Genomic DNA, 21,876 nt, shown 5'->3' on the forward strand with positions numbered 1-21,876 from the left:
CGGTGTCATGTTCGAAATGAAAGGAATCAGGCCGCAGCCGCAAACTTCTCGTAGTAGAAGTTGGCTGGGGTAATGCCCTGCTCGCGCACGTACTGGCTGACCGCTTCCACCATGGGTGGCGGGCCGCACAGGTACACATCCACATCGCCGTCATTGAGGTGGCGTGGCTCGATGTGCTGGGTGACATAGCCCTTCTGCGGGTACTGGCTGTCCGGGTTGGCGACGCAGGCGCTGTAGGTGAAGTTGGGGATGCGTGCCGCCAGCGCTTGCAGGCGGTCGAGCTCGACCAGGTCGAAGTCGTTGGTCACGCCGTAGATCAGGTGCAGCGGGTGCTCACTGCCCTGCTCGGCGATCTTTTCCAGCATTGCGGTGAACGGTGCCAGCCCGGTACCACCGGCCAACAGCAACAGCGGGCGCTGGATTGGCCGCAGGTAGAAGCTGCCCAACGGTCCGGCCAGGCTCAGGCTGTCGCCGGCTTTGGCAAGGTTGGTCAGGAAGCTGCTCATCAGCCCACCCGGTACGTTGCGGATCAGGAAGCTGACTTCGCCGTCCTTCTGCAGCGAGCTGAACGAGTAGGCCCGGCTCTGCTCGCTGCCCGGCACCTTGAGGTTGACATACTGCCCCGGCAGGAAGGCCAGACGGCTCAGGGCCTCACCCTTGATCGACAGGGCAATGGTGCTGACCGACAGCTGGCGAACATCGCTGATGGCGGCCTCGAAACTGGCCTGCTCGGTCTTGCACAGTTGCGACGAAGCCGGGATGCGGATGACGCAGTCGCTTTCGGCGCGCATCTGGCACGTCAGCACGTAGCCTTCGGCGATTTCGTCTTCGCTCAAGGCGTCTTCGATGAAGTTGTCGCCAAGGTCATAACGACCGGACTCAGCCTTGCACTTGCAGGTCCCGCAAGCGCCGTCACGGCAGTCCAGCGGAATGTTTATGCCTTGGCGGTAAGCGGCGTCGGCCACGGTTTCCTGACCGGTGGCCTCAATGAAACGGGTAACCCCGTCTTCGAAATTCAGTGCGATCTGGTAGCTCATGTTGCACCTCGCGGGCGAGCCGGGCCACGGCGCGTCACAAGACGCACCGGGCAATGCTCGAAAAACCCTGTATCAGATGTGGTAGATGTCGATGACCTGGCGGACGTAGTCGTTCTTCAGCACCACCTTCTTGGCCTTGATCAGCGGCTGCTCGCCGCGCAGGTCGAGGGTGTAGAAGCTGGTGCCGAAGTAACTGTCGGTGGTCTTGTAGCGGAAGCTCAGGGTGTGCCAGTTGAAACGCACCTGGCAGCTGCCCTCGCCCTGCTCGACGATCTCGATGTTGCTGATGTTGTGCGAGGTGCGGGTGTCGGGCACGGTCGCACTGGAGCGCTCGGTCTTGATGCGGAACACGCGGTCTTCCAGGCCGCCACGGTTGCCGTACCAGATCAGCGAGATTTCGCTTTGTGGGTCTTCGGTGAGGGTATCGTCATCGTCCCAGCTCGGCATCCAGAAGCTGGCATCGCTGGCGTACAGTTCCAGCCACTGGTCCCACTGGGCATCGTCCAGGTAGCGCGCTTCGCGGTACAGGAAGTCGCGTACGGTTTCATACAGGCTCATTGCACGGCCTCCACGGGGATCAGCTGCTGTTCGTCCTTGAGGGCCTGGATCATGGTGTCCTGCCAGTATTTGTGCTGCAGCACGAACAGGCCTTCGTCCTCGGTGCGCACGCCCGACAGCAGGGGTTCGAGTTCAATTTCCTTGGCTGCCTCATCGGCGCCTTCGACCCAGTGTTTCGCGCCGCGAGACATGTCGTTCCAGCCGGTGCCGCCGCCATAGCCGGTCTGGCACGAGCGGAATTCTTCCAGGTCGTCCGGGGTGGCCATGCCGCTGACGTTGAAGAAGTCTTCGTACTGGCGGATACGCTTGGCGCGGGCATCGGCGCTCTCGCCTTTCGGCGCGATGCAGTAGATGGTGATTTCGGTCTTGTTCACCGAAATCGGCCGGGCAACGCGGATCTGCGAGCTGAACTGGTCCATCAGGTACACGTTGGGGTACAGGCACAGGTTGCGCGAGTTTTCGATCATCCAGTCGGCGCGCGCCTGGCCGAAATCGGCGGCCAGTTGGTCGCGGCGTTCATAGGCCGGGCGGTCTTCCGGGTTGGCCCAACGGGTCCACAGCAGCAGGTGGCCGTGGTCGAAGGAATAGAAACCGCCGCCCTGCTTGGCCCAGGCGCCAGCACTCATGGTCTTGATCTCGTCACCCGCCTCGCGCTGCTTGCGCTGGTTCTGGGTGGCGGCGTAGTTCCAGTGCACAGAGCTTACGTGGTAGCCGTCAGCGCCGTTTTCGGCGGTGAACTTCCAGTTGCCTTCGTAGATGTACGAACTGGCACCGCGCAGCACTTCCAGGCCTTCAGGCGACTGATCGACGATCATGTCGATGATCTTCGCCGACTCGCCCAGGTGCTCGACCAACGGTTTCACATCGGCGTTCAGGCTGCCGAACAAAAAGCCCCGGTACGACTCGAAGCGTGCCACCTTGGTCAGGTCGTGGGAGCCGTCGCAGTTGAAGCTGTCGGGGTAGCCGGCGTTGCTGGGGTCTTTCACCTTCAGCAGTTTGCCGCTGTTGTTGAACGTCCAGCCGTGGAACGGGCAGGTATAGCTGGAACGGTTGCCGCGCTTGTGCCGGCACAGCATGGCACCGCGGTGGCTGCAGGCGTTGAGGAAGGCATTGAGCTCACCGTCCTTGTTGCGCGCGATGAAAATCGGCTGGCGCCCCATGGTCAGGGTGAGGAAGTCATTCTTCTCGGGGATCTGGCTTTCGTGGGCCAGGTAGATCCAGTTGCCCTCGAAGATGTGTTTCATCTCCAGGTCGAACAACCGTGGGTCGGTGAACATCTCCCGCTTGCAGCGGTAGATGCCCTTTTCACGGTCGTCCTCGAGCATGGCATTGAGGTAGTCGAATCCCAGGGACATGGCCAGGGTCTCCCTTGTTATTGTTTAGACCTGGTCAGGTTAGAGGCTGGGATTGGGTCGCAATATCCGGTTTGTGCGGGGTGCTATCCGTTTTGTGCAGGTTGAGGTGACAGGTTCAAGCGTCTCTTCGCGGGCGTACCCGCGAGAGACCGGTACGGTTTAACGCCGGTTGCGCAAGGTTTCGGACGGCAATTCGCCAAACTGCTGTCGATACACCTCGGAAAAACGCCCGAGGTGCAGAAAACCATAATCCATGGCCAGTTCGGTCACGCTACGTACCGAGCAACTGGCATCGCCCAGGCAGGCACGCACCTGTTCCAGCTTGCGTTGTCGTACGTACTGCTTGGGTGTGGTCTGCAGGTGCCGGTCGAACAGCGCATACAACGAGCGCAGGCTCATGCACGCCTGCTCCGCCAGTGCCTCCGCTGTCAGCTCGAACTTAAGGTTGCGATCGATGTAGTCGATGATCCGCTCCAGGCTTGCACCCGGTGAGCTGAGGCTCTCGCGGCGGATATTGGTGCTCATCAGGGTCAGCAGCTTGCTGGCGACAATCTGACTGTAATGGCCCTGCACCCTGGGCAGCGAATCGCTCACTTCCGCCTCATGACAAACCATGGCCAGCAGGTTCACGAAGCCATCCAGCTCATCCAGCCGGTAATGATTGCGCAAGAACCGCACGCCCCCATCAGGCCGCTGCCAGCGCTGTTCATCGCAAATCGAGTCCAGCAGCCGGGTTGGCACCTTGAGGATGAACTTCTCGCAGTCTTCCGAGTAAGTCAGGTCAACCGGGTCGTCCGGGTTGATCAGCAGCAATTCGCCCGGCACCAGGTGCTGCTCGCGCTTGTGCCCGCGCCACAGGCAGTTGCCATTGAGCAAGACTTGCAGGTGGTAGATGGTTTCCAGCGCGGGCGACGTCACGCGAACACTGCCGCCATAGCTGATACGGCACAGGTCGAGCTCTGCGAACTTGCGATGGCTGAGGCTGGCCTGGGGGTGGGTGGTGCGGGACAGACCGATGCAATGCTGGCCTACATGCTGGTTCACATAATCGGACACAGCGTAAGGGTCGGCGTGGTGAAACACGCTACTGCGCTCGCTCAGCAGGCGGCTTTCCATAGGCAAGGCACTCGGTATCGTTATTGTTCTGGTCGCCGCGCCCTACCGCCTTGTGGGCTGTGGTTGCGGTCATCACGGTCATTCTATCGGGCTGGCAGCGCGTCGCAGGGGCAGGCGACAGCCGGCGGACAGGGACACTACAGCAAAAAGGCGGGGGTTGGGCAATGCAACGATGGGATTGGCTGGGCGGATAGCGGACAGGTCCGGCGTCATACGTGTTCGTTTATCGAACAGTATCTTCCGGTACTCGCGTGGCCTGCACGTGACGGCGGACCAAGCGCTTCATTCACTGCACCGGCAGGAAGTTCATCAGCAACAGGCTCTGCGCGTAGTTCAAGCCTATGCGCCGATAGCGCTCATCCAGCAACTCGGCCAGCAAGTCCAGCCGCGCGACGATCTTGCCGAACTCAACGGCAAAACTCAGGTTGCTGCCCTCCTCCGAGATCTCGTTCGAGAACAGCAGCAACACCCCATTGGCATCTTGCCGCTGGCTGAGCATCCATGTTGCCTTCTCGATATTGCGCGCGGCGTTGTTGACGAACAGGGGGTCGATGGTATCGGTCATGTAGAACTCGGTACGCCCGCCATGCGCGGTGATCAGCATACTGCCAATGGCGTAGATGAAGGCGCCGACCCGGTCCCCACGAAACTCTGGGCTCAGGGCGTAGCTCAATGCCGCCAGGTCACGGCGGTTGCCCAGTTGCGGCAGCGGCCGGCGCTGTTCGATGGCAATGCGGATCTGTCGCTCGGCAGTGGCGGCGTCAAGGTAACCAGACATCTTCCACTGGCTGGGGTTGCGCAGGTACAGCTTGTTCATCAGCAGGTACAGGCTTTGCAGGTTGTCGCGCATCGACAGCGTGGCCAGGCGGTCGACGCTGGTCTGGAACAGCTCGCTGGGTTTGCCGTTGCCGAGCTGGTTGACCATGTCACGGCCCTGCTGCTGCGTACAGGCGCACAGGCATGCGAGGGCACCTGTCAGTAGCAGGCGGGGAAAGAAATTGGAGTCGGTTAAAGCCATCGGCACAGGTTCGAAATTCGGCGGCCACATTGGAGATAAATAGGGCCCGGCCAAGCATAGAGCCCGGAAAATGGAAAAAGTGCACTGCGGTGGGAACAATGAACCTGACGTTGATAGCAAGTCTCGGTTTCAGTGTTGATGCAGCCAGGGGTACGCCACGACGGCTTTTCCTCCCTGCGGCGCGATCCAGCACCAACGACGCGTAAATGACTGTTGCTCTGACCTTAACCGGCCCATTTGGCGATAGACCGGCTTCAGCAGCCCCGGCAGGTCACTCCCGTTACCTGGTAAATCTGACAGTACTCCAGCCTGCCCGAATGAGTCGATACTCTGCGCTCAAACGGAGGAAATCCCATGAGCACACGTATTTATAAAGCGGGTGAACTGGATCTCGAGTTCGGCGATGAGGGTTACGCCAAGCTACCGGAACCACCCAACGCCCTACATACGCCCTCGTCCTATGCCTGGACAATTGACTCAGCGGGCCGAATGATCTGGACCGCCGGTACCGCCATCGATAACAAGCTCTTCTACTATTGGACAACGCTGGATGCAAAGGGCGTTTGGCAACCCAAGCCCGGATTCGTCGAAATCGAAGACTCCCCTATAGATCCCGCGCTTTCCAATGAACAAAAAATTTATTTCCTCACGCCCGCGACAGCCGAAGGGAATTCGACCTTCATCACCTGCTCCCAATGTAATATATTGGAAAATGACGACCGGCTCTATTACGCCGCTATCGGGCACTTTCAAAACAACTTCACCCCCCTTGACGGCTTCGGCACAAAAGGCATGATAGTGGTTCGACCTGACGGCCATCCCACTTCGACAACTCCGCCCAGCACTGCCATTGCACATCGCCGTTCGGAAGCAAACTGTCTCAGCGATGCCAGTACTCCAGAGCAGCTGCAACGAGAAGACAGAGGTCGCGCAATGGCGCCAGCCACCCGTAGCGTACTGTTCGGCAATACGATCAAAACCTTGTACGCTTCTTCGCTTGATTCGCAACCGAACCAGACAGTCTGGCTTGCTTTGCATGATGCACAGACAGGCGTGCCAGTCGCCGGGCTCGGGCCGGATGGAAGTCGGAGCCAATGGCAGATTAAAAATTTTTTTGACAGTGATAGCCTATTCGTACCTCAAGGATGCCATTTCTTCGAGGACGGCGGATTCGCCCTGGTAGGCACTGAAGCGGGCGAAAGCATTGTCGCCAGATACAAAAGCAATGGGCAACTGGATCTCGATTTCAACAAAGTCGGGTTCATAAGGCTGAGTGCCCACACCATACAGCTTGGCGCGGATGAAGACAGAATCGTTATCGCGGTGAGCACACCTTTAATAACCGAACCCGTGAAGCTGTTGCTCCAAGTCTATGATAAGCACACAGGGGCGCTGGATACGACCTTCAACGAAACCGGGACGCTAAGTATAAAAATTGATCTCGGCATGATGATAAAAGGGATTGGTACACAAAATGTGATCATTGGGCAAACCGGTGACATCTACATCGCCGGAAACCTGTTTTACTATGATGGCCCTGCAATGTCGGATCGTGGCATCGTTCACAGAGTCACCCGCGACGGAAAACTGGACGTCAGCTTCGGGTCGGGAGGCCGCTACGTATTTCCCGATAAAGTGACTAAATTAGAAGAGGCGCAGTTACGGCCCGACGGCCTCCAGTTCGTTGCACTACTGGATGAAAATGCCGGTTACTGCGCCATGAAACTGTTGATCTGATCGCCATTGAAGCAAGGAACAAGCCATTGCATGACTCGCAGTGGCTTGTCACATGCAGCGGTCATGCCAGCAATTTCATTGTGCCTGGCGCAGCATCTCCAGCACCTGCGCATGCAGCGCAGGGTCCCCACAGGCCACCACGCACCCGCCATCCTGCGCCGAACTGCCATCCCATGCCGTGATCACGCCACCCGCCCCTTCGATGATCGGCATCAGCGCCTGAACGTCATACGGCTGAAGGCTCGCTTCGACAATCACGTCGACAAAGCCCGAGGCCAGCATGCAGTAGGCATAGCAGTCACCGCCATAACGCATCAACCGCACCTTGCCGGCGACCGCTTCGAATGCCGCCTTGCGCTCGGCGGTGTCGAACATGTCCGGCGTGGTGCACATCAGCGTGGCGGCAGGCAGGTCGGCGCAGGCACGTGTCTTCAGGGGCGTGCCACTGCGCCAGGCGCCTGCCGGGGTACCCACGAAACGTTCGCCGGTGAACGGCTGGTTCATCACCCCCAGCACGGGGCGGGTGCCGTCATTCAGGGCAATCAAGGTGCCCCACAGTGGCAAGCCGGTAATGAACGCCCGGGTGCCGTCGATCGGGTCGAGCACCCAGGTCAACGGGCTGCTGCCCACTGCAACGCCGGCCTCTTCGCCAAGAATGCCATGTTCGGGGTAACGTGCCTGGATCAACTCACGCATGGCGTCTTCAGCGGCCTTGTCGGCCACGGTCACCGGGTCGTACAGACGCCCGCCCTTGTCCTCGACATCCAGGCTGGCGCGGAAGTACGGCGCGATCGCTGCAGCGGCAGCATCGGCCAATTGCTCGGCAAAGGCGCGATACTCAACGATCTGTTCAGCACTCAGGGACATGGGACGGGCCTCGTGACAATGATGGGGCACGCATCATACCCGACACATCGCCCCGGTGTACGCTGCGGCAGTCTAGACTGAAACTGATCAGGTCACCGGGGGGCTGCCACACGTGGAGGTGTGCGATGAGCCAGTTCAAACGTCTGTTCGTCATGCTCGGCCCGCAAATGCGTCATACGCCTGCGCTGCAACGCGCGGCGGCGTTGGCAGAGTCCAGCGGTGCCCTGCTGGATATCAATGTGTTCGTCGACGACGTCGACACCTTTGGCTTGATGAGCGATGGTCGTGAGCGTGAGCGGCTGCTCAGCGACAACCGCCAATGGCTGGCGGATGAGGCCGAACAGCTGAGCGATGCCGGCGTGGACGTGTCCACCGAGCTGTTGTTGACCCGCGACCCGCTGGGCAGCGTACTGGAACGGGTCGAACGGCTGGGCTGCGATCTGCTGGTCAAGGACGTACAGCACGAGCCCGTACTCAAACGCCTGCTGGTCACGCCGCTGGACTGGCAGTTGCTCAAGGACAGCCCGGTCGCCGTGCATCTGGTCAGCGACATTCGCCTGCCCCTGCCACGGCAGATCGCTGCTGCGGTGGACCTGAACAGCCATGGCGCTGGCGAGCACCTGGACGAGCAGGTCATCCACTGCGCCCACGACCTGGCCCTGCAGTGCAACGCCGAACTGCACCTGCTGCATGTGTGCGACGCGGCCAAGACCCACATCGCCGACTTCGGCGCCGGTACGGTCACCATGCCCGGCTTCGACAGCAGTGTGCGAACCGCGCAGCGGGCGGCGTTCAACCGCCTGGGCGACCATCACCAGATCCCGCTGGAGCGCCGGCACTTCCTCGAAGGGGCCGCGATCAGGGCCATTGCCCAGTTCGTCGGCCACAACCGGGTGGACGTGATCGTCATGGGCAGCCACCGGCATGACGCCATGCAGACATTCCTGGGCGGGACAACGGCGCATGTGCTGGAACACCCGCTGTGCAATGTGCTGGCGATCAAGGCTGTTCGCTGAGCTTCAGCAGCCTGCCCAGGGGCCAGGCAGGAATAACCTTGTACTGCGAAGAGGCACTTGCACCCACAGAGCAGCTTCTAACCTGTCGGCCCCTTCGCAGTGCCCTGCAGGCACTGTTGTCACTGACGCTATATCTTCGCTGGTATCTGGTACACCAGTGCCACTCAAAATTAATGCATTTGATAATGATTCGTAGTATGTTCGCGGCGTTTCCCGACCCAGCCCCTCAGCGCCCTATTCAAGGACCGTACTGTCGATGCGCCGCACGTTCGTTTCGCTTTGTGTGCTTCATGCTGTCTCCCCGCTGGCCTTTGCCGAGCCTGAACCGCTCAGCGACCCTAACCCGATCGAACTCCAGGCCCTGAGCATCACCAGTACTGCCGACGGTGAACGCGCCGACGGCCCGGTCGAAGGCTACAAGGCCACCCGCTCGGCCAGTGCCACCCGCACCGACACGGCGCTGCACGAAACCCCGCAATCGGTCAGCGTGGTGCCCAAGGATGTGCTGGTAGACACGGGCGCCACGCGCCTGCAGGACGGCCTGGACTACGCCGGGGGTGTCGGCCGCGCCAACAACTTCGGCGGCCAGGGGCTGACAACGTTCACCGTGCGTGGCTTCACGACCGGAGAGTTCTATCGCAACGGCTTTCCGATCAACCGCGGCTACCCCAATGCTCCGGATGCCAACACCGTCGAGCGCCTGGAGGTCATCCGTGGCCCGGCCAGCAGCCTGTACGGCCGTGGCGACCCCGGCGGTACGTTCAACGTGGTCAGCAAGCAGCCGTTGCCCGAGTCCAAGGTCACCCTTGGCAGCCAGTTCGACGACCAGGGCATGCACCGTGCCACCCTTGATGCCACCGGGCCGCTGAACCAGGACGGCTCGCTGGCCTACCGCCTGAACGTACTGGGTGAAGGCGGCGACAGCTTCCGCGACCATGTCGAAAGCGAACGCTACGATGTCGCCCCTGTTATCAGCTGGCAGGTCAACGACGCCACGAAGATCACCTTCGAAGGCGATTTCATGCGCAACAACCACCCCCTCGATCGCGGCCTGACCCGCTACCCCACCCAGACCGGCAGCGCCTCGCGCGATACCTATATCTGGGAAAAAGGCAGCGACAACCTGCTGCACAATGACAACAACATGGCCCAGGTGCGTTTCGAGCACCTGCTCAATGACAACTGGTCGCTGGCTGGCGGGTTCCAGTTCCTCGATGGCTCGCTCAAGGGCAACGCTGTCGAAGCCGACGGCGCACCGGCAGATGGACGCACGCTGCAGCGCAACTTCAACTACCGCAAGCTGGAGTGGACCGACCGCGACTGGCAGCTGAACCTGACCGGGCATTTTGACACCGGCAATTTCAGCCATACCTTGTTGACCGGGGTCGAATACGAGAACTACGACTACAACTCGATCATCCAGCGTTCCTCGGCAGCCTACCCGATCGACATCTACAACCCGGTACTGGGCCAGCCGCGTCCGGCCCTGAACCGCACCACCACCTGGGACAAGGAAAACCTGCAGACGTGGGCGTTCTTCATTCAGGACCAAGTGGCCCTGACCGAGCGTTTGAAGGCATTGGCAGGCGTGCGCTTCGAGCGTTTCGAGCATGACTATGACAACAAGCTGAACAATGCCGGCGATTTCAGCAAGGGCGAAAACGGCGTCACACCCCGCCTTGGCTTGATCTACGACCTGACCGATACCCTGGCGGTCTACGCCAACACCGCACGCTCGTTCAAACCCAATACGGGCACGCCGGCCAGTGGCGGTGGTTTCGACCCGGAGAAGGGCAAATCCTATGAGCTGGGTGTGAAATGGGAGTCACTCGACCGCCAGTTGAGTGTCGACGCGGCGATCTACCACATCGTCAAGGAAAACGTATTGACCAACGACCCAAGCGACCTTACTGGTACTTACAAGATCGCGGCCGGCGAAGTGCGCAGCCGTGGCCTGGACATCAACGTCGCCGGCAACCTCACACCCGAATGGCGCATGATCGGTGGCTATGCCTACGTGGACGCCGAAGTCACCAAGGACACCACCCTGCCCAAGGGAACGCGCCTGGCCAATATCCCGCGCAGCACCTTTAGCCTGCTGAACACTTACGAGTTCCAGGATGGCCTGGTCAAAGGCCTTGGCCTGGGCGTAGGCGTTAAGTATGTAGACGACCGTGCCGGGCAGACATCGGCAGCCACCTACACGATGGAACGCTACAGCGTGGTCGACCTGTTGAGCTTCTACAAGGTCAACGAACACGTGCGGTTGAACCTGGACGTGAAAAACGTGTTCAACAAGGGGTATGACGAGGGGGCGTTCAACAGCTACGTATACCCCGGCGCACCGCGCACGGTGCAGGCCGGCGTTTCGTATACCTTCTGAATTGCCGGGGCCGCGCCGCGGCCCCGTCATGTCAGAACGCTGTGCTGTAGAACAGCGAGTACGACTCTATGCCGTCGTTTGGCTGCTTTATACCGGCGTTGGAGTAGTGCATGGCACGGATGCCTACCTTCTGTTCTCCCGGCAACTTCAGGCCAAAGCCGATACGGTCTTCAAAGTTGACCGCCGACCCCAGTCGCTGGTCGCCCACGTCGGTCTTTGAAAACGCTGCCAGGCCAATACCTGCCTCGATGTAAGGCGTGTAGGTAAAGCCGCTGAACTCATACGTGAACACCGGGCTGAACGACAGCGAGTGCGCACCACTGGCATCGCCACCTTCCCAATAGGTGTAGGCCGCATCCCAGTAACCGCTCACATGGCCGGCGCTGCTTTCCAGCCATGTCTTGTCCCAGTCGAACGACAGGCCGATACGGTACGTCATGTCACCTTGGCCAGTGGCGCCCACGGCACCTGATATCTGCGCAGCCTGAACCAGATCGGCCCCGGCAAAGGCCAGCACTGCAACGGCCAGCGAAGCGGCTAGACGGGTTTTCATCAACGACTCTCCTGATGGTCTACACGGCAAGCGGGGGCTTGGGCCCCTCGATGTTTCGCGCTGACCGGTGCATCCAGACCGGTCATACGAAGTAATACTTTTCTGATTATTGTCCAGATAATCAGAAAGTTGGAAGTATATTGCCACTATTGGCTAAAACACTCGGTAAAGATGTGCTTGCCGGGCACAGGCATTCGCGAGGCGTAACCTTACCCCAGGCAGGAGTACATCCGTACTCCTGCCTGCCTCTTCATCAACGCCAATTAAGGCTAACGGTCGTGGGAGCCTTGCCCGTGACGGCCGCCCACTGCTGCACCGCCTGACCTTGGGCATTGCCAATGACCTTGTATTTGCCGGGAGGCAGCTGCACATACAGCAGTGGCCCGGCATCGGCGACGCTGATCACGGGCTGGCCCTGGGCATTCTGGATATCGACGGTGGCCCCGCTCTGGAACTTGCCTTCCGGGCCGGTCGAAAGCTCTACGTGCAGGTCATAACCCGTGGTCTTGCGCAGGGCATTGGCCTCATCCTGGCCGATACCGCCCTGCAGGTAGCGCACGCCATTCTGCTCCTGCGGTTGCAACTGCACGGCCTGCATGTCGATGGGGGCATTGAGGTCGGCGGCGGCGGCCAGGGTCCATGGCAGGGCCAGGGTGATCAGTAAGGCTGCGCCGAGCGCATAGTGATGGTTACGCATGGTACGACCCTCCTTTCGAGGATGGCTTACCTAGCATTTGATCCTCCCAGCGAAGGGGTGTTCGTGCTGATGCCTGGTCATGGAGATGAAATTCACTTCAGATAATCAGGTTATCGAGTGAAAACATCAGCTTGCGCGGCCTTCTTCAAGCAACTTCACGAACATGCTCAAACTGCGCGAGACCGTCCCCCGTCGCCATACCAGCCAGGTTTTCAGATAGCGGAAGTCCTCCGACATTGGCCAGGCGCTGACGGTGCTGCACCCGGGCATATTGTCGAGCATGCTGCGCGGCAGCATGGCCAGGCCGGCACCCGCACTGACGCAGGCCAACATGCCGTGGTACGACTCCATTTCGTGGATCTTGCCCGGTACCGCCTGGTCCTGCACGAACCAGTTCTCGAAGTGATGGCGGTATGAACAGTTGGCACGGAAGGCGTAGATGCTTTCACCGTTCACGTCCTGGGCGCGGGTCACCGGTGTATGGTTGAGCGGCGCAATGACCATCATCTCTTCCTCGAACACCGGTATGCCCTCCAGCGTCGGGTGCAGCACCGGGCCGTCGACGAACGCGGCCACCAGGCGGCCAGACAGCACGCCTTCGAGCATGGTCCCGGAGGGCCCGGTGGACAGGTCAAGGTCAACCTTGGGGTAGCGTTGGTTGTAGGCGGCCAGCAGCGCCGGGATGCGCACCGCCGCCGTGCTTTCCAGCGATCCGAGGGCAAAGGTGCCCTGCGGGTCTTCACCCGCCACGGTCAGCCGCGCCTCATGGACCAGGTCGAGGATGCGCCGGGTGTATTCGAGGAAGTTCCAACCCGCAGGCGACAGGCGCAGGCGGCTCTTCTCCCGAATGAACAGCTCTACACCCAGGTCCTCCTCCAGTTGCTTAATGCGCGTGGTCAGGTTCGACGGCACCCGATGGATGTGCTGCGCGGCGGCGCTGATGCTGCCCTGCTCTGCCACAGCCTTGAAGATCTCCAGTTGCACCAGGTCCACAGCCATTCTCCAAACGTGAATGTTTCGCTCATTATTATTCAGTTTTCATTAAAGCCATAGCCCACTAGTCTGGCCTCACTGATTAACAACAACGAGAGTGTCCCGCCATGAGCGCGATCAGCAGCCTGACCCACGCCATCTCCCTCGACCCGTACAGCGGCGAGCAGATTGGCGCCTACCCGTTCGACACCGACGCCGCACTGGAAGCGGCGCTGCAACGTGCCAAGGTTGGCTATCGCCAGTGGCGCCAGGTGTCGCTGGGTCAGCGCAGCGAGTACCTGCTGGCCCTGGCCGGTACCCTCGAAGCCAAGGCTGAAGCTTTCGCGCACATGATCAGCCGTGAAATTGGCAAGCCGATCGCCCAGGCCCGTGGTGAAGTCGCCAAATGCGTTGGCCTGTGCCGCTGGTACGCCGAGCACGGCCCGGCCATGCTCGCCGCCGAGCCGACCCAGGTCGAAAAAGCCCGTATCGAATACCGCCCGCTGGGCCCGATCCTGGCCGTGATGCCGTGGAACTTCCCGGTCTGGCAGGTGCTGCGCGGCGCCGTGCCGGCGATTCTGGCGGGTAACACCTACGTGCTCAAGCACGCACCGAACGTAATGGGCAGCGCCTACCTGATGGGTGAGCTGTTCAAGGATGCCGGCCTGCCGGAAGGCGTGTTCGAAGTGTTGAACGTGACCCCGGATGGCGTCACCCGCGCCATCAACGATCCGCGCATCGCCGCCGTGACCCTGACCGGCAGCGTGCGTGCCGGCATGGCGATTGGTGCACAGGCCGGTGCCGCGCTGAAGAAGTGCGTGTTGGAGCTGGGTGGCTCCGATCCCTTCATCGTGCTGGCCGATGCCGACCTTGATGCTGCCGTCCAGGCCGCGGTGATAGGCCGCTACCAGAACACCGGCCAGGTGTGTGCCGCCGCCAAGCGCCTGATCGTGGAAGCCAGCATCGTCGATGCGTTCACCCACAAGTTCGTTGAAGCCACTCGCCAGTTGAAAGTCGGCAACCCGCTGGAGGACGACACCTATATCGGCCCGATGGCCCGCTATGACCTGCGCGACGAGTTGGACGGCCAGGTTCAGGCGACGTTGGCCGAAGGCGCCACGTTGCTGCTGGGCGGCAACAAGGTCGAAGGCGTGGCCAACTTCTACGCGCCGACGGTGTTCGCCAATGTCACCCCGGACATGACCGCGTTCAAGCAGGAGCTGTTCGGCCCGGTAGCGGCGATCATCACTGCACGCGATGCCGACCATGCCGTGGAACTGGCCAACGACAGCGAGTTTGGCCTGGCCTCGACCATCTACACAGCCGACTATGCGCTGGCCGAACGCATGACCGCCGCACTGGATACCGGCGGCGTGTTCATCAACGGCTACTGCGCTTCCGACCCCCGCGTGGCGTTTGGTGGTGTGAAGAAGAGCGGTTTCGGCCGTGAGCTGTCGCACTTTGGTGTGCGCGAGTTCACCAATGCCCAGACCGTGTGGCTGGACCGTAACTGATTCATGACCCTGGGGCTGCTTTGCAGCCCCAGCTGTGTCAATCCCGAACCTGGTCCTTGACCCAGTCCAGCATCCCCCCCGGCACGATCAGTTCATGCCGCGCCCGCGAACAGGCGGTATACAACCCCGCCAGCATACGCGCCCGCTCATTGCGGTTACCCGCCACCTGTGGCGCCACCATCAGCTCCGGCGACACCATCACCCGGGCAAACTCCATGTTCTTCACATCCCGTACTCGCCCCAGGAACAGCTTCGGCGCCTTGTCCCAGCGGTAACGGCTCTTGGCCTTGGCAAAGTGCTCCGGCGTGTAGCCCTTGCGCAGCATATTGGCCACGGCGACGAACGCTTTGTCATCGCCCTTGTCCTGTTCCAGCGCCTGCCAGCTGGCATAGCGGAACAGCATCGGGTGGCGCGGCCGGGTGCCGTAGCGGTACAGCTCGATGCAGTCCTCGACGAACAGTTCAAAGTCCTTGCGAGCGCTTTTCAGCAACAAGAACGGCACCCCCTGATGCGTCAGGCGCTGGAACCAGCCAAACAGGCCCCATTCATCATCGACGATAAGCGCCGTGGGCTGTTCCGGCACCATCACCGTATCGAAGAAACTGACCCGGGTGTAGTGCTCGGCGTTGCCACTGAAGGCCGCCTGGATCGTGGCCGGGTGCGCCTGGATCAGCGGGTTGAGCACATTGTCCATTGCCGGCCCGGCGCGCAGTGAATGGTCGATGCAGCGTTGCCGGATGAAGCTGCCATGGTGCGGGCTGAGGCCGTTGAGGTTCTGCAGTTCGTCACCCAGGGTAATGATCGACTGCGGACTGCGATCGAGTACCGCCAGCATCGGTGCCGACAGCTCGTGGGCCTCGTCGACGATGACATGGGTGTAACGGCTGTCGATCACATGCTCGGTCAGCGACAGCAGCTTGACCCGGTGGTAGTCACGCACCGGTAGCTGAATGTCCCGCGCCGACGGGCGAATCAGCTCTTGCCAGTACAGACGCGCCTTTTCCAGCAGCACCTCCTGATCCAGCGGCGAGGTGCCAGGCCCGGCCCAGGGCAAGTGATGCAGCTGAAGCTGGGTATCGGCACTGTGGCAGAACGTGCGCACGGCGCGGATGCACAAGGCAACCACGTCACGCGCTGCGAGCGGGCCGATATCAGGGATGGCCAGCCAGCGCACCACTTGCGCTTCCTGGGGGCGCCAGGACAGCTTGGTGCGGTATGGATCGCGCAATCGCCAGCCGTTGCTGGTGAGGTCACGGTTGAGCAGCTCGTCAGCCAATTGGCCGAAGGTCAGCGCGGTATAGGCGGCAGCGTCCTTGACCCGCGCCTGCAGCGCGCGCAACTGCCCTTCGGTCAAGGCCAGCAGCAAGGTGCGCTGTGGCTCCAGCAGCCGGGCGAACTGGTGAATCAGGAAGGTCTTGCCGGTGCCGGCGAAACCTTGCACAGCCACCGACTCGTCGACGCCACTGAGAAATTCACGCAGCAGGCGGTTCTGCTGGTCGCTGAGCATCAAATCACTGGCCAGCGACGGCAGGTACACTGGGTGCAGCGGCGTGGCCCGTTGGCGGTAGCGGTCGGCGAACTGGAAGTTCCACTGGCCTTCGTCGTCCAGCCATTCGTCCGCCTGGTACTCCACTTCGGCCGACAGCAGTGCAATGCCATTTTCGCCCAGCATGCCCAGGCCCATGGCGAACGCTTCGCGATCGAATTGCTGCGCTACCTGGGCCTGGAAGCGCCCGGGGGCGACACCTTCGACTTCGTTTGCGATGCGCACAATTTCGGCGAAACGACGCTCCTGCGCGTCGGCCGACGCGGTGGCAGGCTGGCGTGGCAGGTTTTGCACGAACAGCACGGCAGCGGCATCGAGCACACTGGCGGTGGTGAAGAACTCGGTTACGGCGGCGCTGGCGAGGCGGTCAGCCTGGTCGCTGGGCAAAGGCAGGTAGAACATCGGCACCTCGGGTGAAATCAGGGCGGCACGATAGCAACTTTCGGCACGAGATGCTGGGTTCAGTTTTGGCGTGCCCCCTCAACCCCTGCCCCGCCTCAACGTCTCGCTCGGAAACTCCTTGAACAACTGCCGGTAACTCTCTGAAAATCTTCCCAAATGCCAGAACGACCAACGCATCGCCACCTCGGCGACAGTCACCCCTCCTCCCCGCAAAAGATCGCGCCGCGCGCCGTTTAACCGGCGCAGCCGCAACCAGTGCGCAGGCGGCATGCCGGTGAATGCTTTGAACGCCTGCTGCAACTGACGCAATGAAACCCCGGCAACCTCCGCCAGCTCCACCAGGTTCAGCGTTTCTTCCGGGCAGTCGGCCGCCCATTCGCTGACCCGGTGCATGATCGCCCTTTCCTCGTCCCGCCGCCCCAGGGCCACGCCCTGTAAACGCTGGCTGGCGTTGTCAAGAATGAACAGGCAGTCCTCCAGCAACTGCTCAGCCAGGGCCTGCCCCTGCAACGGGCAACCCTCCTCGCCCAGCCGGGTCAAGGTGGCGCTGAGCCAGCTGCCGAATAGCGCATTCTGGCCGCTGCCCAATGGCACCATGAACAACCCTTCCAGACGCTGCGGGTCTAGCCCATGGCGGGCCAGGAACGCCTGGTCGAACACGACCGCCACTTCGTGGTAGTTCTCCGGCGTAATCCAGATATTGCGGCTTTGTTCGTTCAGCAGGTACAGGCTGTTCTCGCTGCGGTCGAAGCAAAACGCCAGCGAGCCGCTTGGCGCGCGGAAAAACTGCTCCACCCGGGTGTTCAGGCGCTCTTCGTACACCTCCACACCCTCCAGCCCCAGACAGCGCAGCTCACCGCTGAAGTACCCGGGCGACATCTGCCGGTACTGCTGCTGCCAGCCAGGGGTGGCGCGCACTTGCTCGGTGACGTCAGTGGTGTGGAAAGCCTGGACCTTCAACGCATTGGCGGTTGTCACACATCGTCCTGTATGCACTCTTTTGGTGCATTCGATACTGAAGAAAGTGGATAAATTGCCCCGGGGGGCTGCGACCAAGATAGTCTGCAGCGCGTCACCTGGGAAGCGTAACGCCTTCGCAACTGTTCAACGGTTTTCGCAAGCGCCCACGCTCCCCCACTAAAACCCAACCAAGAGGTCTGTATGAACGCCCCCTTCGATCAGCTGTCCACCTGGCTGAAAGAACACCGGATCACCGAAGTCGAATGCGTGATCAGCGACTTGACCGGCATCGCCCGCGGCAAGATTGCGCCCACCGCCAAGTTCCTCCATGAGCGAGGCATGCGCCTGCCAGAAAGCGTGCTGCTGCAGACGGTCACCGGCGACTACGTCGACGATGACATCTATTACAACCTGCTCGACGCCGCCGACATCGACATGGTCTGCCGCCCCGATCCCACCGCCGTTTACCAGATCCCGTGGGCGATCGAGCCAACCGCGATCGTGATCCATGACACCTTCGACAAGCAAGGCAACCCTATCGAGCTTTCGCCACGCAACGTGCTGAAGAAGGTGCTCAAGCTGTACGCCGACAAGGGCTGGCAGCCAATCGTCGCGCCCGAGATGGAGTTCTACCTGACCAAGCGCTGCGAAGACCCGGATTTGCCACTGCAGGTACCACTGGGGCGTTCCGGCCGTGCTGAAAGTGGCCGTCAGTCGTTCTCGATCGACGCCGCCAACGAATTCGACCCCCTGTTCGAGGACGTCTACGACTGGTGCGAGATCCAGGGCCTGGACCTGGATACGCTGATCCACGAAGACGGCCCGGCGCAGATGGAAATCAACTTCCGTCACGGCGACGCGCTGGACCTGGCCGACCAGATCACCGTGTTCAAGCGCACCATGCGCGAGGCCGCGCTCAAGCACAACGTGGCCGCCACGTTCATGGCCAAGCCGATCACCGATGAACCAGGCAGTGCCATGCACCTGCACCAGAGCGTGGTCGACATCGCCACTGGCAAACCGATCTTCGCCAACGAAGACGGCAGCATGAGCCCGCTGTTTCTGCATCACATCGGCGGCTTGCAGAAGTACATCCCCAAGCTGCTGCCGATGTTCGCGCCCAACGTCAACTCGTTCCGCCGCTTCCTGCCGGATACCTCAGCACCGGTCAACGTCGAGTGGGGCGAAGAAAACCGCACGGCCGGCCTGCGTGTGCCCACGTCCAGCCCTGAGGCGATGCGGGTGGAAAACCGCCTGCCGGGCGCCGATGCCAACCCTTACCTGGCCATCGCTGCCAGCCTGCTGTGCGGCTACCTGGGCATGGTCGAGCAGATCGACCCTAGCGCACCGGTGCAGGGCCGCGCCTATGAGCGACGCAACCTGCGCCTGCCGATCACCATCGAGGATGCGCTGCAGCACATGGAAGACTGCGAAACCGTGCAGCAGTACCTGGGCAAGCAGTTCGTCCAGGGCTACGTGGCGGTCAAGCGCGCCGAGCACGAGAACTACAAGCGCGTCATCAGCTCATGGGAGCGTGAATTCCTGATGCTGAGTGTCTGATCCACCGCGAGGGGTGCTTTGCACCCCATGCACAGGCAAGCCTGCTCTGAACTCCAAGAACAAGACCAACGAGGTGTTCCCATGCGTCATCTGCAAGCCCTGATCCCCGCTGCATTCACCCTGCTGTTCGCCACCACCACCCAGGCCGCGCCCACGGTCAGTGTGTACAACTGGACCGACTACATCGGTGACACCACCCTGGCCGACTTCCAGGCCAGCAGCGGAATCAAGGTGGTCTATGACGTGTTCGACTCCAACGAAACCCTTGAAGGCAAGCTGTTGGCCGGGCGCACGGGTTATGACGTGGTGGTACCGTCCAACCACTTCCTCGCCCGCCAGGCCCAGGCCGGCGCCTTCCTGCCGTTGGACCGCAGCAAGCTGCCGAACTGGCAGCACCTGGACCCCAAACTGCTCAAGCAACTTGAACAGAACGACCCCGGCAACCAGTACGCCGTGCCTTACCTGTGGGGCACCAATGGCATCGGCTACAACGTCGACAAGGTCAAGGCGGCACTGGGTGTGGACCATATCGACTCATGGGCGGTGCTGTTCGAGCCCGAGAACCTGAAAAAGCTCAAGCAGTGCGGCGTGGCATTCATGGACTCGCCCGACGAACTGTTCCCGGCCGTGCTCAACTACCTGGGCATGGACCCGCGCAGCGAAAAACCGGGCGACTACGCCAAGGCCGAGGCACGCCTGCTCGAGCTGCGCCCCTACATCACCTACTTCCACTCCTCCAAGTACGTCTCTGACCTTGCGAACGGTGATGTCTGCGTAGCGTTCGGCTACTCCGGCGACGTGTTCCAGGCCGCCAACCGCGCCGTAGAGGCGAAAAACGGCGTGAAGGTCGCCTACAGCATTCCCAAGGAAGGCAGCAACCTGTGGTTCGACCTGCTGGCCATCCCCAAGGACGCCAACAACCCCGAGCAGGCCCTGGCGTTCATCAACTACCTGCTCGACCCCAAAGTGATCGCCAAGGTCAGCGCAACGGTCGGCTATGCCAACGCCAACCCGGACGCCAAGGCCTACATGGATGCATCGCTGGTGAACAACCCCGAGATCTACCCACCCCAGGAGGTGCTGGACAAGCTGTACATCTCCAGCACCCCAAGCCCAAAAATCATGCGCGTCATGACCCGCTCCTGGAGCAAGATCAAGTCCAACCGCTGAGTCGAGAACGCTCATGTCTTTCAATACTCAACACACCGCCTCGTACTACGCCGCCACCGCGCGCGACGCGGCACCCTACCCCAGCCTGGACAGCGAACTGACGGCCGACGTATGCGTGATCGGCGGCGGACTGACTGGGGTCAATACAGCCCTGGAGCTGGCCGAGCGCGGCCTCTCGGTGGTACTGCTGGAAGCCCGACGCATCGGCTGGGGCGCCAGTGGGCGCAATGGCGGCCAGCTGATTCGCGGTATCGGCCATGATGTCAGCGGCTTTGCCCGGCATGTCGGCCAGGACGGTGTGCGCTACCTGAAGCAGGCCGGCATCGACTCAGTGGAACTGGTGGCCGAGCGCATCGCCCGCTACGGCATTGCCTGCGACCTGCGCTGGGGCTTCTGCGAACTGGCCAACACCACGGCGCAGTTCGCGGCCTTCAAGGAGGAACAGGACGACCTGGCCGCCCTGGGCTATCGCCATGAAACACGCCTGGTCAGCGCCGGGCAGTTGAACGAGATCGTCGCCAGCGACCAGTACGCTGGCGGCCTGGTCGACATGGGCTCGGGCCACCTGCATCCACTTGACCTGGTCCAGGGCGAAGCCCGTGCGGCCCACAGCCTGGGCGTGCGCATTTTCGAGCAAAGCCCGGTGCTGCGTATTGAGCACGGGCCCAGGTTGACGCTGCACACGGCGCGCGGCAAGGTGCGCGCAAGCAGCCTGGTGCTGGGCTGCAATGCGCACCTCGATGAACTGGAACCGCGCCTGAGCGGCAAGGTACTGCCGGCCGGCAGCTATGTGGTGGCCACCGAACCCTTGCCCGAAGCGCTGGCCAGCAGCCTGATCCCGCAGAACATGGCGCTGTGCGACCAGAAGGTCGGCCTGGACTACTACCGCCTTACCGCAGACCGCCGCTTGCTGTTCGGTGGCGCCTGCCACTATTCGGGGCGCGACCCTAAAGACATCGGCGCGTACATGCGGCCGAAGGTATTGAAGGTGTTCCCGCAACTGGCCAACGTGCGTATCGACTACCAGTGGGGTGGCATGATCGGTATCACCGCCAACCGTTTCCCCCAGGTCGGGCGCCTGAACCAGCACCCCAACGTGTATTACGCCCAGGGCTATTCAGGCCACGGGCTGAACGTGACGCACTGGACGGCGAAACTGCTGGCCGAAAGCATCGCCCTCGGCCACAGCCACGGCCTGGATGTGTTCAGCGCCGTGCCGCACCTGACCTTCCCCGGCGGCAAGGCCCTGCGCTCACCCCTGCTGGCACTGGGCATGTTGTGGTACCGCTTGCGTGAGGCCCTGGGTTGAGTGGGCCACAACGTTTGCAGCGCCCCTCAGGGCGAGCCACGCACTGTGTTCTTTTCAAAGAGGATTGCCCCGTCCACTGGCCAACTGCCTCGCACCTGCTAGCGTT

18 protein-coding genes are annotated in these 21,876 nt (G+C 61.6%); 7 read left to right on the top strand and 11 right to left on the bottom strand.

Annotation, left to right across the window (positions count from 1 at the left end; all coding sequences use genetic code 11):
- Window positions 1-26: 26 nt before the first annotated feature.
- The 5 genes from benC to LMH93_RS14150 all read right to left on the bottom strand — a co-directional run bounded on the left by benC (window position 27) and on the right by LMH93_RS14150 (window position 5,114).
- Complete coding sequence (gene benC / locus LMH93_RS14130) at window positions 27-1,037, bottom strand: benzoate 1,2-dioxygenase electron transfer component BenC (protein WP_014756669.1); 1,011 nt, start codon at window positions 1,035-1,037, stop codon at window positions 27-29.
- 72 nt (window positions 1,038-1,109) lie between these two features.
- Window positions 1,110-1,595 (bottom strand): benzoate 1,2-dioxygenase small subunit, encoded by a 486-nt coding sequence (gene benB / locus LMH93_RS14135; RefSeq protein ID WP_004374327.1) that lies wholly within the window; start codon window positions 1,593-1,595, stop codon window positions 1,110-1,112.
- Complete coding sequence (benA, locus tag LMH93_RS14140; RefSeq protein ID WP_230064285.1) at window positions 1,592-2,950, bottom strand: benzoate 1,2-dioxygenase large subunit; 1,359 nt, start codon at window positions 2,948-2,950, stop codon at window positions 1,592-1,594. Before benA ends, benB begins: the two co-directional genes overlap by 4 nt.
- A 159-nt stretch (window positions 2,951-3,109) precedes the next feature.
- A complete protein-coding gene (locus LMH93_RS14145; protein WP_012052360.1) occupies window positions 3,110-4,066 on the bottom strand; it encodes a helix-turn-helix transcriptional regulator in 957 nt (318 codons plus the stop codon).
- A 286-nt stretch (window positions 4,067-4,352) separates the two neighbouring features.
- Window positions 4,353-5,114, bottom strand: a complete 762-nt coding sequence (locus LMH93_RS14150; RefSeq protein ID WP_102885367.1) for a hypothetical protein — start codon at window positions 5,112-5,114, stop codon at window positions 4,353-4,355.
- A 324-nt stretch (window positions 5,115-5,438) separates the two neighbouring features.
- Here LMH93_RS14150 and LMH93_RS14155 point away from each other — a divergent pair, with 324 nt between their 5' ends.
- Window positions 5,439-6,821 (top strand): hypothetical protein, encoded by a 1,383-nt coding sequence (locus LMH93_RS14155; RefSeq protein ID WP_064614396.1) that lies wholly within the window; start codon window positions 5,439-5,441, stop codon window positions 6,819-6,821.
- A gap of 75 nt (window positions 6,822-6,896) precedes the next feature.
- Here the strand turns inward: LMH93_RS14155 and hisN are convergent, their stop codons facing one another.
- Window positions 6,897-7,688, bottom strand: coding sequence for a histidinol-phosphatase (gene hisN / locus LMH93_RS14160; protein WP_230064286.1), 792 nt, complete (start codon window positions 7,686-7,688; stop codon window positions 6,897-6,899).
- A gap of 125 nt (window positions 7,689-7,813) precedes the next feature.
- Here hisN and LMH93_RS14165 point away from each other — a divergent pair, with 125 nt between their 5' ends.
- Entirely contained in the window at window positions 7,814-8,704 is an 891-nt protein-coding gene (locus LMH93_RS14165; RefSeq protein WP_014756665.1) for a universal stress protein, read from the top strand.
- Between the two features lie 256 nt (window positions 8,705-8,960).
- On the top strand, window positions 8,961-11,087 hold the full coding sequence (locus LMH93_RS14170; RefSeq protein WP_230064287.1) for a TonB-dependent siderophore receptor: 2,127 nt from the start codon (window positions 8,961-8,963) through the stop codon (window positions 11,085-11,087).
- Window positions 11,088-11,118: 31 nt separating this feature from the next.
- Here the strand turns inward: LMH93_RS14170 and LMH93_RS14175 are convergent, their stop codons facing one another.
- From LMH93_RS14175 to ptrR, 3 genes are all read right to left on the bottom strand, one after another.
- Entirely contained in the window at window positions 11,119-11,640 is a 522-nt protein-coding gene (locus LMH93_RS14175; RefSeq protein WP_004374308.1) for an acyloxyacyl hydrolase, read from the bottom strand.
- Between the two features lie 253 nt (window positions 11,641-11,893).
- Window positions 11,894-12,337: a hypothetical protein gene (locus LMH93_RS14180; protein WP_060537386.1), complete on the bottom strand. Its 444-nt coding sequence runs from the start codon at window positions 12,335-12,337 to the stop codon at window positions 11,894-11,896.
- Window positions 12,338-12,463: 126 nt separating this feature from the next.
- Complete coding sequence (gene ptrR / locus LMH93_RS14185; protein WP_004374302.1) at window positions 12,464-13,330, bottom strand: putrescine utilization regulator PtrR; 867 nt, start codon at window positions 13,328-13,330, stop codon at window positions 12,464-12,466.
- Window positions 13,331-13,437: 107 nt separating this feature from the next.
- Between ptrR and LMH93_RS14190 the strand changes: the two genes are divergently transcribed.
- A complete protein-coding gene (locus LMH93_RS14190) occupies window positions 13,438-14,823 on the top strand; it encodes an aldehyde dehydrogenase family protein (protein WP_004576278.1) in 1,386 nt (461 codons plus the stop codon).
- Between the two features lie 37 nt (window positions 14,824-14,860).
- Here LMH93_RS14190 and LMH93_RS14195 read toward each other — a convergent pair whose 3' ends face one another.
- Complete coding sequence (locus tag LMH93_RS14195; RefSeq protein WP_004576279.1) at window positions 14,861-16,771, bottom strand: AAA family ATPase; 1,911 nt, start codon at window positions 16,769-16,771, stop codon at window positions 14,861-14,863.
- Between the two features lie 78 nt (window positions 16,772-16,849).
- Window positions 16,850-17,749: a helix-turn-helix domain-containing protein gene (locus LMH93_RS14200; RefSeq protein ID WP_004374296.1), complete on the bottom strand. Its 900-nt coding sequence runs from the start codon at window positions 17,747-17,749 to the stop codon at window positions 16,850-16,852.
- Window positions 17,750-17,932: 183 nt separating this feature from the next.
- Between LMH93_RS14200 and LMH93_RS14205 the strand changes: the two genes are divergently transcribed.
- The 3 genes from LMH93_RS14205 to LMH93_RS14215 all read left to right on the top strand — a co-directional run bounded on the left by LMH93_RS14205 (window position 17,933) and on the right by LMH93_RS14215 (window position 21,770).
- Window positions 17,933-19,291, top strand: a complete 1,359-nt coding sequence (locus LMH93_RS14205) for a glutamine synthetase family protein (protein ID WP_004374294.1) — start codon at window positions 17,933-17,935, stop codon at window positions 19,289-19,291.
- Between the two features lie 81 nt (window positions 19,292-19,372).
- Window positions 19,373-20,461 carry a polyamine ABC transporter substrate-binding protein gene (locus LMH93_RS14210; RefSeq protein WP_004374291.1) on the top strand — a complete coding sequence of 363 codons (1,089 nt, stop codon included), beginning with the start codon at window positions 19,373-19,375 and terminating at the stop codon, window positions 20,459-20,461.
- 13 nt (window positions 20,462-20,474) lie between these two features.
- The gene (locus LMH93_RS14215; RefSeq protein WP_047602864.1) at window positions 20,475-21,770 is read left to right on the top strand and encodes an NAD(P)/FAD-dependent oxidoreductase; all 1,296 of its coding nucleotides are present in this window, start codon (window positions 20,475-20,477) and stop codon (window positions 21,768-21,770) included.
- Window positions 21,771-21,876: the final 106 nt, after the last annotated feature.

It is taken from the genome of Pseudomonas sp. CIP-10, from assembly GCF_020911845.1.
Taxonomy (GTDB): domain Bacteria; phylum Pseudomonadota; class Gammaproteobacteria; order Pseudomonadales; family Pseudomonadaceae; genus Aquipseudomonas; species Aquipseudomonas alloputida.